This is a genomic window from Rhodanobacter sp. FW101-FHT13A11 (assembly GCF_058790335.1).
The window spans coordinates 1-13129 of record NZ_JBYTCN010000005.1 but is presented as its reverse complement, the minus strand read 5'-3'; the positions used below and the strand labels follow the sequence as shown (position 1 = coordinate 13129).

Below are 13129 nucleotides of genomic sequence, written 5' to 3'. Positions count from 1 at the left end.
CACGCATGCGCCGCTGCCCCCGACGCCTGAACCTGCTGCTTCTGTTGCTGTTCGCGCCTCAGGCGCACGCCGGCGTGCAACTGGTGGTGGACGGCGTCGCGGACCCGCTGAAGGCGGCGGCGATCGCGGGCGTGGAGCTGTCGCAATACGCCACGCGCGACGTCAGCGATGCCCAGGCGCGGCGCCTGTACGAGCGTGCAGCCGGCCAGGTGAAATCCGCGCTGGAGCCGTACGGCTACTACGACGCCACCGTCGCCGGCGACCTGCAGCCGGTCGGCAAGGACTGGCGGGTGACCCTGCACGTGCAGCCGGGCGAGCCGGTCAAGGTCACCTCCGTCGACCTGCAACTGGACCAGGAGGCGGCCGCGCTGGCCCCGATCCGCCGCGCGAAGCGCGCGCTGGAACGGCTCAAGGACAAACCGCTGGACCACGGTGCCTACGACGCGGCGCGCGACGCGCTGAGCGCGCAGCTCACCGCCAACGGCTTCCTCGACGCCCGCCTGCTCACCCACCGTGTCGAAGTCACCCGTGCCGACCGCAGCGCGGCGATCAAGCTGGCGTGGCGGGCCGGCCCGCGCTATCGCTACGGCCGGGTGCATTTCGACGGCTCGCAGTTCAATGAGGGCTTCCTCGACCGCTACGTGCCGTTCAAGCCCGGCGACTACTTCTCGCAGAACCAGCTGCTGGAATTGCAGCAGGCGCTGAACGGCGCCGACTATTTCGCGGTGGTCAACGTGCAGCCGGACGTGGACAAGGCGAAGAACGGCGTGGTCGACGTCACCGTGCAGTTGGCGCCGGCCAAGCGCACGATCTACACCGGCGGCCCGTTCACCGGCACCGATACCGGCTTCGGCGCGCGCGGCGGGATGGAGCGGCGCTGGGTGAACCGGCGCGGGCACAAGTGGAAGAACGAACTGGTGGTGGCGCAGAAGCTGAAGACGCTGTCCACCCTGTACTCGATCCCGATGCCCGGCGACAACCAGCGCAGCTACAACGTGGGCGCGAACTTCCGCGACGCGAACACCGCCACCTCGCAATCGCGCACGCTGGAGCTGGTCGGCAACGAGACCCGCCAGTGGCACGGCTGGACCCGCACCCTGGGCGTGCACGTGCTGTCCGGCACGTTCACCGTGGGCAAGCGCGGCAACGAACCGGACAACACGCCCGGCATCGAGCACGGGCACAGCACGCTGGTGTTCGGCGAGGCCGCGCTGACGCGCAAGCAGGCCGACAACCCCGACTTCGTGAGCCGGGGCTGGCTGCTCAGCGTGGCCGCGCGCAGCACGGCCGGCAACCTGTTGTCCGACGCCGGCTTCAGCGAACTGACTGCCGATGCGAAGTGGATCCGCGCGTTCGGCACGCGCAGCCGCAACCGGCTGATCCTGCGCGGCAGCACCGGCGTGACCTGGACCGACGACTTCGCCGCGCTGCCGCCCCAGCTGCGCTTCTTCGCCGGCGGCGACCGCTCGGTGCGCGGCTACGGCTACCAGGCGATCGGCCCGCGCAACAGCGCCGACCGCGTGATCGGCGGCCACCACCTGCTGGTCGCCAGCAGCGAGGTCGAGCACTACTTCACGCGCAACTGGGGCATGGCCGCGTTCGTCGATACCGGCAATGCGTTCAGCGGCACCGACTACCGGCCGAAGATCGGCGCCGGCCTGGGCCTGCGCTGGCGCTCGCCGGTGGGCATGATCCGGGTCGACCTGGGCACGCCGATCCACGACGATCGCGTGCACGGCATCCGGCTGCACCTGGTGATCGGGCCGGATCTGTGACTTCGGGATTCGGGATTGGAAAAGGCTCAACGGGCAGGGCTTGAAGGCAAGCGGAGGAAACTGGCGGCATGAAATGGTTCAGGCGCATGGCCATCGTCTTCGCCACGCTGCTGCTGGTTCTGGCGGCGGCGCTGTGGTGGCTGCTCGGCACCGGTGCCGGCCTGCGCTTCGTGCTGGCGCGGGCGCAGGCCGCCACCGACGGCGCGCTGCACGTGCAGCAGGCGCGGGGCCGCCTGGTCGGCCCGCTGGAACTGGCCGGCGTCCGCTACGGCGACGGCAAGGGCACCGTGGTCAACGTGGCGAAGGCTCAGCTGGACCTGCACTTCTGGCCGCTGCTGGCCAAACGCGTGCACGTGCTCGCGCTGGATGTGGACGGGGTCGAGGTGGCCTTGCCGAAACCGGTCGAGACCGCCGCCAGTACCAGCGGCTTCCCGTTGCGACCACCGGTCGAACTGATCCTCGACCGCGCGCACGTGGGCATGGTGAAAGTGACGCGGGACGGCCAGCCGCTGTTCGCCTCCACCCAGCTCGACCTCGCCGGAAGCTGGACCGATCGCGGCATCGCACTGCACCGACTCGTGCTGCAGGCGCCCGACGGCCACGCCAGCCTCGACGGCAAGCTGGCGATCGGCACGAGTTACCAGGGCAACGGCAAGGCCGCCTTCGCCTGGAAAATCGGCGACACCGGCTATGCCGGCAACCTCGTCGCACGCAGTGACGGACGGCAGGCGCATCTCGACCTCAAGCTCAGCGCGCCCACCGCGGCGCAGTTGCAACTGGACCTGATTCAGAGCGGCGACTACGCCTGGACCGGCCAGCTCGACGCGCCGCGCTTCGACCCCAAACCCCTGCTCGGCGACAGCTCGCTGAAGGCCCTGGCGCTCGCCGTGCAAGGCCATGGCGACCGCTACGGCGGCACGCTAGAAGGCCGGCTCGATCTCAATGGCTACCAGTTGCTGCTGCAGCCGCTGCGCGCGCAATTCAGCCACGACTTCGCCACGCTGACCCTGCAGCAGCTCAAGCTGGGCTCGCCGCAGATCAAGGGCAGCGTGAAAGCCAGCGGCACCGTGCAGCTGGCCGCCAAACCGTTCAGCGCCACGCTGGACATCCGCTGGAACGACCTGCTGTTGCCACCGGAGCTGGCCGGCCAGGCGCTGGCCAGCCGTGGCGCCCTCAAAGCCAGCGGCAACGCCGACAAGTACCACGCCAAAGGCGACGTCGACATCGGCCCGCCCGGCAAGCTGGCGAAACTGGCGCTGAACCTCGACGGCACCGCGCAGCTGATCACCTTGCATACGCTGGCGCTGAAGCAGCCGCAAGGCGGCCTGCAGGCGCACGGCACGCTGACCCTGCAGCCGACGCTGGCATGGCAGGCCGAGGCGACCGCCGATAAACTCGACCCAGGCCAGCTGTTCGCCGGCTGGGCTGGCGCCCTGGATTTCGACATCGCCAGCAGCGGCAGCCTGCCGAAAAACGGCCCCGACGCCACGCTGGAAATCCGCCGGCTGAGCGGCAAGCTGCGCGGGCGGGCGGTCAGCGGCCACGGCAAGCTGCACCTGTCGCCGGATGAAGTGGTCGACGGCCAGCTCGAACTGGGCTCGGCACGCAGCAACGTGCACCTCGCGGGCAAGCCGGGCAGCAGCAACGATCTCGACCTGCAACTGGCGATCGCCTCGCTGGGCGACTGGCTGCCGGATGCAGGCGGCCGTCTGGACGGCCATTTCAATATCCGCGGCAGGCTGCCCAAGCTCAGCATCAACGGCCAGCTGCACGGCAACGCACTGGCCTGGCAGCAGCAGAAGGCCGGCACGCTACGGTTGATCGCAGGCATCCCGGACATCGGCCGTCCGGCCGGCAAGCTCGACCTGCAGGCCGACAACGTGCACCTGCAGGGCCTGCGGTTCCAACGCCTCGATCTGCTCGCCGAAGGCAGCCAGGGCGACCATCGGCTGACGCTCGATGCGCGCGGCAGCCAGCTCTCCGGCCGGCTCGCGCTGCACGGCGCGCTGAAGGGGCCGGCCTGGAACGGTACGTTGTCCACCCTCGATCTCGAACCGCAGGGCCTACCCAGTTGGCGCTTGCTGCAGCCCGCGTCGCTGCGCTACGACGACGGCGCGATGAACCTGTCCGAGCTGTGCCTGGGCGCTGGCGATCCGCAACTATGCGTGGCCGCGAAACGGGACAAGCCGGGCAACCTCGACGCCAGCTACCGGCTGCACGCGCTGCCGCTGACGCTGCTGCTGAATGCGGCCGGGGATGCCGACCTGCCGATCCGCGCCGAGGGCAACCTGGAAGGCAGCGGCCGGATCCGCCGCAGCGCCGCCGGTGCGCTCGGCGGCAACGCCTCGATCGGTTCCGCGCAAGGCAGCGTCAGTTACGCCGACCGCCCCGACCAGCCGCTGCTGCGCTACGACCAGCTGCGCCTGGACGCCGAACTCTCGCCTGTCCGCCAACGCCTGGACCTGCATGCCGGCCTCGACGGCGGCGGCCGGCTGGACGGACAGCTCACCGTCAGCGGCGCGCAGCGGGCGCTGGACGGCCAGCTCGACCTGCGCCTGAACAACCTCGCCTTCATTGAGCTGTTCAGCAGCGAGGTGGCCGACGTCAAGGGCAGCGTCGACGGCAGCTTCCGCTTCGGCGGCACGCTGAAGCAACCCGCGGTCACCGGCCAGGCGGACGTGCGCGGCTTCGCCGTCGAGGTGCCGTCGGCTGGACTCAAGCTCAGCCAGGGCCAGCTCGCGGTCAGCACCACCGATGCGCGGCAGCTCCTGATCCACGGCAGCGTGCAATCGGGCAAGGGCAGCGTGGCGATCGACGGCGGCGCCGGCCTCGGCGCCAGCGCGCCAACCCGCCTCACGCTCAAGGGCAGCCAGTTCACCGCCGCCGACATTCCTGCCGCGAAGGTCGTGGTTTCGCCGGACCTCACCGTGGAGCAGGACGCCAGCGGCATCGACATCGGCGGCGCGCTCGGCATCGACAGCGCCGACGTGAACACGGAGAAGCTGCCCGGTGCCGGCGCCACCCGGGCCTCGCCCGACGTGGTGGTGCTCGATGAAGAGCGACAGCAGCGGGCGGCCGGCAGGCTGCCGGTGAACGCCCTGGTCAAGGTCGATCTCGGCCGCAGGACGCACGTCGTCGGCATGGGCCTGGATGGCCGCGTCGGCGGCGTGCTCACCGTGCTCGAACGCCCCGGCCGCGCCACCGCCGGCCAGGGCCAGCTGACCGTCGACGGCACCTACAAGGCCTACGGCCAGAACCTCCAGATCCAGCGTGGCCAGCTGCTGTTCGCCAGCACGCCGATCGACAACCCCGGGCTGAATATCCGCGCCGTGCGCAAACTCAACCCGAACGCCACCATCGACGAAGGCCAGGAAGTCGGCCTGCTGGTCGCCGGCACCGCGCAGCGGCCGATCCTTACCGTGTTCTCCAACCCGGTGATGGAGCAGTCCGACGCGTTGTCCTACCTGGTCACCGGCAAGCCGCTGTCGCAGGTGAAGGGCGGCGAAGGCGACATGGTCGGCGCCGCCGCGCAGGCGCTCGGTTCGGCCGCGGGCGACCTGCTGGCCAAGAGCATCGGCTCGAAGCTGGGCGTGGACGACATCGGCGTGTCCAGCAACGCGGCGCTGGGCGGCAGCTCCGCGTTCACCGTGGGCAAGTACCTGTCGCCGCGGCTGTACCTCAGCTACGGCGTCGGCCTGTTCGAGCCGGGCGAGGTGATCACCCTGCGCTACCGCCTCGGCCGGCGCTGGAACTTCGAGGCGCAGCAGGCCACCGAATTCAGCCGCGCCAGCCTGAACTACCGCATCGAGAAGTAATGCCGCTCAGGCCGCCGGCACACTGCCGAGATACAACGACGGCGAACCACTGAAGCCGGACTTGACGTACCTGGCCGTATCATCAGCCAGCACCTCGGTTTCGCCTGCTTCGATACCGGCAAGCACGGCTTGCGCAATGTCTTCGGGGCGCGACTTGGGCCTGTCGACATCCTTCACCATGTCGGTATCGATGTACCCGGCGTGCACCGCGACCACCAGCGTGCCCTGTCCGCGCAGCTCGTTGCGCAGACCGTTGGTCAACGCCCAGGCAGCGGCTTTCGACAACGAGTAGGCGGAAGTGTCAGGCAAGCTGACCCAGCTCAGCGCCGAGAGCATGTTGATCAGTGCGCCGCCGCCGTTGGCGCGCAACACCGGCGCGAACGCGCGACTCATCGCCAGCACGCCATGCAGGTTGGTGTCGAGCACCTGGCGCAATGCGTCCTCTCCACTTGCACCGAGCAGCGGTTCGTCGCTGATGATGCCTGCGTTGTTGATCAGCAGATCGACATCACCGCACTGCGCGACCGCGGCGGCGATGTCGTCGGCGTTGTTGACGTCGAGCTTCACCGGCACCAGGCCCGCCAACGCCGGCACACTGGAGGGATCGCGCGCACCGGCGTAGACCTTGCGCGCACCGGCGGCCAGCAGTGCTTTCGCGTAGGCGAGTCCGAGCCCGCGGTTGGCACCGGTGACGAAAGCCGTGCTGTTCTGGATTTTCATGGATGGATAACCTCGTGAGGAAAGGAATGGAAATGCTGATGCCTGTAGTCAACGGCTCATATCCGTTTCTTGTGCCGGATGCCGGCAGCTGACGATGCGCGTTGCTCAGCGCGCTGCCTGCGCCAACTGCGTTGCGTTCAATTGCACGGTGACCGTGCTGGACAGTCCCGGGCGCAACCGCGCCAGCGCCGCCTGGCCCGGATCGAAGCGAATCCGCACCGGCACTCGCTGCACGATCTTGGTGAAGTTGCCGGTGCCCGGTTCGAACGGCAGCAGCGAGAACTGCGAGCCGGAACCGGGCGCGAAACTCTCGACGTGGCCGTGCAGTGCCTGTCCGGGCAGCGCGTCGACTTCGACACTGGCGTCCTGGCCGACCACCATGCGCGCGGTCTGGGTCTCCTTGAAGTTCGCGATCACGTATAGCGCATCCAGCGGCACCACGGTGAGCAGGCGCGAACCCGGCTGCACGTAGTCGCCCGGCTCCACCTGGCGGTCGCCGACCACGCCGTCGATCGGTGCGCGCACCAGGGTGTTGGTCTGGTCCTGTCGCGCCAGGTCGAGCGCGGCTTTCGCGCTGGCCACCGCAGCCTCCGCCTGCGCCACGTTGGCCTGCAGGGTCAGCCGCTTGGCGCGTGTCACCGTGGCCTGGTTGCGGCTGACCGCGAACTCGGCGCGGCTGTGCTCGGCATTCGCCTGCGCGGTGACTGCGGCGGTGCGGTATTGCTCGGCATCGCGGCGCGCCACCGCGCCGCTGGCGATCAGCGCGTCGAAGCGCTTGCGGTCGGCCTCGGCCAGCGCCTGCTGCGCCTCGGAGGAACGGATCGAGGTTTGCGCTGCGCGCACGTTGGAGGCGGCCAGTTGCTCTTCCGCATCCAGCGCCACCAGCGCGGCTTTCGCGGCGGCGACGCTGGACTGCGCGTTCTGCAGTTCGGCGGCAGCCGAGGCGACGCGTGCGTCGAATTCCTCCGCGTCGATGCGCACCAGCGGATCGCCGCGGTGCACGCGCTGGTCGTGCTGCACCAGCACGGCGGCGACCAGGCCGCGCACCTTCGGCGCGACCACCGAGCTGTCGGCCTGCAGGTAGGCGTTGTCGGTGGACACGCTGCGCTTGGGTGCGGCGATCCACAACGCGCCGCCGACCGCGACCAGCAGTGCCACCGCCGCGACGAACACCGGCCGGCGCGACCACGATGCACGTGGTGCCGCCGGCACGTCGACGGGAACACCCGGGCTACCGTCGGCACTCATGGCTGCCGCGCCTCCAGCCCGAGCCGCTGTTTCAGCTGCTTGCGCGAAGCGGCGAGGATCGCGTCCGAGCGTTTCGCGTCCGGCTCGATGCGCGCCAGCGACAGCGCGCCGATCAGCTCGGCGATCATCGAACGCGCCTCGACCTCGGCCGCTGCATGCCCCAGCACAGCGAGCTGCTCGCCCAGCCGCGCGGTGCTGCGCCGCACGCCTTCGGCGAACTGTTCGCGCATCGGCTCGGACAGGCGCGGCAGGTCCGAAGCCAGCGCCGCCATCGGGCAACCGAAACCGCGCGCGTCGCGATGCTTCTTCGACAGGTAGAAGTCGATGTAGGCGAGCAGGCCTTCGGCCGGGCCGCGCTCGGCGGTCTCGTGCTCCCAGCGGGCGCGCGCCTCGTCGAACATCTGCCCGATCGCCGCGGCGACCAGTTCGTCCTTGGACTTGAAGTGGGCGTAGAAGCCGCCGTGGGTGAGCCCCGCCTCGGCCATCACGCCGGCCACCGCGACGCGATCCGGGCCGTCGGCGCGGATCGCCTTCGCCGCGGCCTGCAGCACCATGGCGCGGGTCTTCTGCTTGTGTTCGGTGTCGTAGCGCATGACGGCCTCGCTTTTTAATATGATGATCATCATACTATGATTTGCCGTCGATGCAAGAGCCACCCGTGAACGCCCTTACCGCTACCTCGCAAACCGCCATCATCGCCCCCGCCGACCTGCCGCTGCCGCGCAAATTCCTGATCTTCGGCGTGATGGCGTTCGGCATGTTCATGGCGCTGATCGACATCCAGATCGTGGCCGCCTCGCTCAACGAGATCCAGGCAGGTCTGTCGGCCGGGCCGGACGAGATCAGCTGGGTGCAGACCGGTTACCTGATGGCCGAACTGGTGATGATCCCGTTCGCCGCATTCCTGGCACAGGCGCTGTCGACGCGCTGGCTGTATGCGCTGTCGGCCGGGTTGTTCACCGTGGCCAGCGCGCTGTGCGGGATGGCCTGGGACATCCATTCGATGACCGTGTTCCGGGTGATCCAGGGCTTCGTCGGCGGCGCGATGGTGCCGACCGTGTTCGCCACCGGCTTCGCGCTGTTCAGCGGCCCGCAGCGCGCGCTGATCCCGGCGATCCTCGGCATGGTCTCGGTGCTGGCACCGACGCTGGGGCCGACCGTGGGCGGCTGGCTCACCGAGGTGGTCGGCTGGCGTTCGATCTTCTACATCAACATCGCGCCGGGCATCGCGGTCACGGTGTTGTCGATCCTGCTGGTGCGAGTCGACCGGCTGAACCTGGCGATGCTGAAGAAAATCGACTACGTGCACCTGGTCGCGATGGCGATGTTCCTCGGCGGCCTCGAATACGTGCTGGAGGAAGGCCCGCGCCACGAGTGGCTGGGCGACCCGACCATCGCCACCGCGGCGTGGCTGTCGCTGGTCGGTTTTGTGCTGTTCCTGGAGCGCTCGCTGCGCTCGTCCGGGCCGATCGTCAAGCTGTCGCCGTTCCGCCATTCCAGTTTCGTGTTCGCCTGCATCTTCAGTCTGGTGATCGGCTTCGGACTGTACGCGTCGACCTACCTGGTGCCGGTGTTCCTAGGCCGCGTACGCGGCTACAACAGCCTGCAGATCGGCACCACCGTGTTCGTCACCGGCATCGCGCAGATCCTCAGCACGGTGGTGGCGGCACGGCTGTCGCAACGGGTCGATGCGCGCTGGACGATCAGCGTCGGCCTGCTGCTGTTCGCCGCCAGCCTGTGGCTGTTCTCGGCGATGACGCCGCAGTGGGGTTTCGCCACGCTGTTCTGGCCACAGGCGCTGCGTGGTTTCGCGACCATGCTGTGCATCGTGCCCAGCGTGAACATGGCGCTGAACGGATTCGCGCTGGCCGAACTGCGCTACGCCTCGGGCCTGTTCAACCTGATGCGCAACCTGGGCGGCGCGATCGGCATCGCGGTAGTCAACACCTGGCTGATGGACGGGACGCGCATCCACATCGCCCACTTCGGCGAAGCCCTGGGCGAGGCCGGCCGCAGCGCGCCCGATGTGGTGGCGCAGTTGGCCGCGCGGATCGGCCAGTTCACCACCGATTCCGCGCACGCGTTGCTGATGGCACAGGGCGAGCTGGGCCAGTTGGTGTCGCGTGCGGCGACCACGCTGGCGTTCGACGACGTGTTCCGGCTGATGGCGTGGATGTTCATCGTGGCCCTGCTGCTGGTGCCGTTCTGCCGCATGCCGGCGCAAGTCGCGCCGGTCAGCGTGGAAGCGCACTGAATGCCTGGCCGGCATGGCCCATAAGTCATGCCCTCAAGCGCCGGGCGGCGGGCTATGGTGGAACATTCCTTTCAGCAGAGGCGACACGATCATGCAACGCATGCGATGGATCCTGACGGCAATGGTGGCGTGCACTCCCGCCGCCTGGGCAGCCACCCCGACGAGCCAGCCGATCGGCATCGACCTGGCCGGCGTCGACCACGGCGTGAAGCCGGGCGACGACTTCTTCCGCTACGCCAACGGCAGCTGGCTGAAGACGGCGCAGATCCCCGCCGACCGCTCCAGCACCGGCACCTTCCTCAAGGTGTTCGAACAGGCCGAGAAGGACACCGCCGAACTGATCCGCAACGCCGGCACCGGCCATCCCGCCGCCGGCAGCAACGCGCGCAAGATCGCCGACTACTACGCCGCCTGGATGGACACCGCTGCGATCGAACAGCACGGCCTCGCACCGCTCAAGCCGGCGCTGACGCAAATCGACGCGATCGCTTCGCGCGATGATCTTGCCCGCGTGCTGGGCAGCCGCCTGCGCGCCGACGTCGATCCGATCAACGCCACCAACTTCCACACCGAACACCTGTTCGGCCTGTTCGTGACGCAGGGGCTGGAAGATCCCTCGCACAGCATCGCCTACCTGATGCAGGGCGGCCTCGGCCTGCCCAGCCGCGACTATTACCTGTCCAGCGATCCGGACATGGTCGAGGCACGCACCAAGTACCGGATCTACGTCACCGCGCTGCTGAAGCAGGCCGGCATCGCCGACGCCGCGGGCAAGACCAGCGCCATCCTCGACCTGGAAACGAAGATCGCCAAGGCGCAGGAAAGCCTGATCGACAGCCAGGACGTGCACAAGGCCAACAACCTGTGGCGCATGGCCGACTTCGCGCACAAGGCACCCGGTCTCGACTGGGCCACTTACCTCAAGGCCGCCGGACTCGACGGCCAATCGCAATTCAACGTCTGGCAGCCGTCTGCCGTCACCGGACTGTCTGCGCTGACCGCCAGCGAGCCGCTGCAGGCATGGAAGGACCTGCTCGTCTTCCACACTATCGACCACAGCGCCGGCCTGCTGCCCAAGGCCTACGCCGACCTCAGCTTCGATTTCCATGGCCGCACCCTGCAGGGCACGCCCGCGCAGCAGCCGCGCTGGAAGCGCGCTGTCGGCGCGACCAACACGGGCCTCGGCGACGCGGTGGGCCAGCTCTACGTGAAGAAATATTTCCCGGCCTCGTCCAAGGCTGCCGTGCAGCAACTGGTGAAGAACCTCGTCGCCGCGTTCAACGACCGCATCGACACGTTGGCCTGGATGACCCCGGCCACCCGCGAGAAAGCCAAGGCCAAGCTGGCCACCCTGCGCGTCAGCGTCGGCTATCCGGAAACCTGGCGCGACTACGCCACGCTGGACATCCGCGCCGACGATCCGCTGGGAAATCAATTGCGCGCCGAAAAGTTCGAATACGAACATCAGCGTGCCAAGCTCGGCCAGCCGGTGGACAAGGGCGAGTGGTGGATGACCCCGCAGACCGTCAACGCGGTGAACCTGCCGCTGCAGAACGCGCTCAATTTCCCCGCCGCGATCCTGCAGCCGCCGTTCTTCGATGCGCACGCCGACGCGGCCGCCAACTACGGTTCGATCGGCGCGATCATCGGCCACGAAATCAGCCACAGCTTCGACAACCTCGGTGCCGAGTTCGACGCCGAAGGCCGCCTCGCCAACTGGTGGACGCCGGCCGACCTGGCGCACTTCAAGGCCGCCAGCCAGCAACTGGCGAAGCAGTTCGACCAGTACGAGGTGCTGCCAGGCCTGCACGTGAGCGGCGAGCAGACCCTCGGCGAGGACATCGCCGACGTCTCCGGCCTGACCATCGCCTACCTCGCCTATCACAAGTCGCTCGGCGACAAGCCGGCCCCGGTGATCGATGGCTTGAGCGGCGACCAGCGCTTCTTCCTCGCCTTCGGCCAGGCCTGGCGCAGCAAGATCCGCGACGCCGCCCTGCGCCAGCGCCTCAACACCGACGTGCACGCGCCCGCCAGCGTCCGCGCACAGACCGTGCGCAATCTCGACGCGTGGTATCCGGCGTTCGACGTGAAGCCGGGTGAGAAGCTGTACCTGGCACCGAAGGATCGCGTGAAGATCTGGTAGGAGTTTCAGGCGCTGCCAAGAAGAAGGGCCGCATGCGAATGCGGCCCTTTTTGTGTGGATTGACACGGTTGCCGAAGCGCCCCTCATCGGACACCCATTGGCGATCGGAAAGCAAAAAAGCGCATTGCCTTCAGGTCTTGTTGACGTATAACATGCGTTATAACCCGTCCCGGAGGCCGCCATGAAACTGAAGATCACTACCATCGGCAATTCCGCCGGTGTCATCCTGCCGCGCGAACTGCTGGCCCGCCTGCGCCTGGAAAAAGGCGACGAACTGTTCGCCCTGGAAACCCCCGACGGCATCCGCCTCACCACCTACGACCCCACCCTGGCCAAGCAGATGGAGGTGGCCGAGGAGGTCATGCGCAAGGACCGCAACGTCCTGCGCAAGCTGGCGCAATAGGCCATGGCCATGATCATCTGGATCGAACGGCCGCTCGCCATCGCCATCCACGAACGCCAGTTGGCCGAACATGGCGGCGGCACCGGCGTGCGCGACGAGAGTCTTCTGGACTCCGCGCTCGCCCGCCCGCAGCAAAGTCATGCCTACGGCGACCCGCCGCCTGATCTCGCCGACCTCGCCGCCAGCCTCGCCTTCGGCCTGGCGCGCAACCACCCTTTCGTCGACGGCAACAAGCGCACGGCGCATGTCTGCTATCGCGTCTTCCTCGCCCTCAACGGCGCCGACCTCGTCGCCAGCGACGAGGACAAGTACGTCACCGTGATCGCCCTCGCCGAAGGCAGCCTGTCCGAAGCCGAGTTCGCCACCTGGCTGCGCCAGCACATCAGCCTCGATGCCAAAAAACGTGTGAACGAGCCGCGTGCGCGCTACGCGCGCTCATGTTCGTCATCCCGATGAAAATCGGGATCCAGTGCCTTTGGTTTCGGTCGCTGGAAGTCACTGGATTCCTGCTTTCGCAGGAATGACGGCCATTTTCGACGGGTCCCTTAAGCGGCGCCCAAAACGTAGGCCCTGAGCCTCAGTCAACTTTGGGGGCATATCGAAGCCGTCCCGATGCTATTAAGGACGCTAGTGGCTCTGACCTTGCCCTCGAATTCCGCACCCCATAACCGAGGTCATGAGCTGGCTTGTTTGACCTGATCGGTCAGCCAGTGTTGCTCGAACTGCATCGGGCTGATGTAGTTCAAGGTAGAGTGTAATCGGAACTGGTTG

General features: G+C 68.0%; 9 protein-coding genes. 6 read left to right on the top strand and 3 right to left on the bottom strand.

Annotation, left to right across the window (positions count from 1 at the left end; genetic code table 11):
- Window positions 1-5: 5 nt before the first annotated feature.
- Window positions 6-1775 carry an autotransporter assembly complex protein TamA gene (locus tag AC3WRN_RS07285; protein WP_492622482.1) on the top strand — a complete coding sequence of 590 codons (1770 nt, stop codon included), beginning with the start codon at window positions 6-8 and terminating at the stop codon, window positions 1773-1775.
- Between the two features lie 68 nt (window positions 1776-1843).
- Entirely contained in the window at window positions 1844-5590 is a 3747-nt protein-coding gene (locus AC3WRN_RS07280) for a translocation/assembly module TamB domain-containing protein (RefSeq protein WP_492622481.1), read from the top strand.
- A gap of 6 nt (window positions 5591-5596) precedes the next feature.
- Here AC3WRN_RS07280 and AC3WRN_RS07275 read toward each other — a convergent pair whose 3' ends face one another.
- The 3 genes from AC3WRN_RS07275 to AC3WRN_RS07265 all read right to left on the bottom strand — a co-directional run bounded on the left by AC3WRN_RS07275 (window position 5597) and on the right by AC3WRN_RS07265 (window position 8151).
- Window positions 5597-6310 (bottom strand): SDR family oxidoreductase, encoded by a 714-nt coding sequence (locus tag AC3WRN_RS07275; RefSeq protein ID WP_492622480.1) that lies wholly within the window; start codon window positions 6308-6310, stop codon window positions 5597-5599.
- 105 nt (window positions 6311-6415) lie between these two features.
- On the bottom strand, window positions 6416-7558 hold the full coding sequence (locus AC3WRN_RS07270; protein WP_492622479.1) for an HlyD family secretion protein: 1143 nt from the start codon (window positions 7556-7558) through the stop codon (window positions 6416-6418).
- The gene (locus tag AC3WRN_RS07265) at window positions 7555-8151 is read right to left on the bottom strand and encodes a TetR/AcrR family transcriptional regulator (protein ID WP_492622478.1); all 597 of its coding nucleotides are present in this window, start codon (window positions 8149-8151) and stop codon (window positions 7555-7557) included. The genes AC3WRN_RS07270 and AC3WRN_RS07265 overlap by 4 nt, the downstream gene beginning before the upstream one ends.
- A 65-nt stretch (window positions 8152-8216) precedes the next feature.
- Between AC3WRN_RS07265 and AC3WRN_RS07260 the strand changes: the two genes are divergently transcribed.
- The 4 genes from AC3WRN_RS07260 (at window position 8217) to AC3WRN_RS07245 (ending at window position 12814) form a co-directional block, all read left to right on the top strand.
- On the top strand, window positions 8217-9812 hold the full coding sequence (locus AC3WRN_RS07260) for a DHA2 family efflux MFS transporter permease subunit (RefSeq protein WP_492622477.1): 1596 nt from the start codon (window positions 8217-8219) through the stop codon (window positions 9810-9812).
- Window positions 9813-9903: 91 nt separating this feature from the next.
- Window positions 9904-11955 (top strand): M13 family metallopeptidase, encoded by a 2052-nt coding sequence (locus AC3WRN_RS07255; RefSeq protein ID WP_492622476.1) that lies wholly within the window; start codon window positions 9904-9906, stop codon window positions 11953-11955.
- Between the two features lie 181 nt (window positions 11956-12136).
- Entirely contained in the window at window positions 12137-12358 is a 222-nt protein-coding gene (locus AC3WRN_RS07250) for an AbrB/MazE/SpoVT family DNA-binding domain-containing protein (RefSeq protein WP_056390071.1), read from the top strand.
- Between the two features lie 9 nt (window positions 12359-12367).
- On the top strand, window positions 12368-12814 hold the full coding sequence (locus AC3WRN_RS07245) for a type II toxin-antitoxin system death-on-curing family toxin (protein ID WP_492622609.1): 447 nt from the start codon (window positions 12368-12370) through the stop codon (window positions 12812-12814).
- Window positions 12815-13129: the final 315 nt, after the last annotated feature.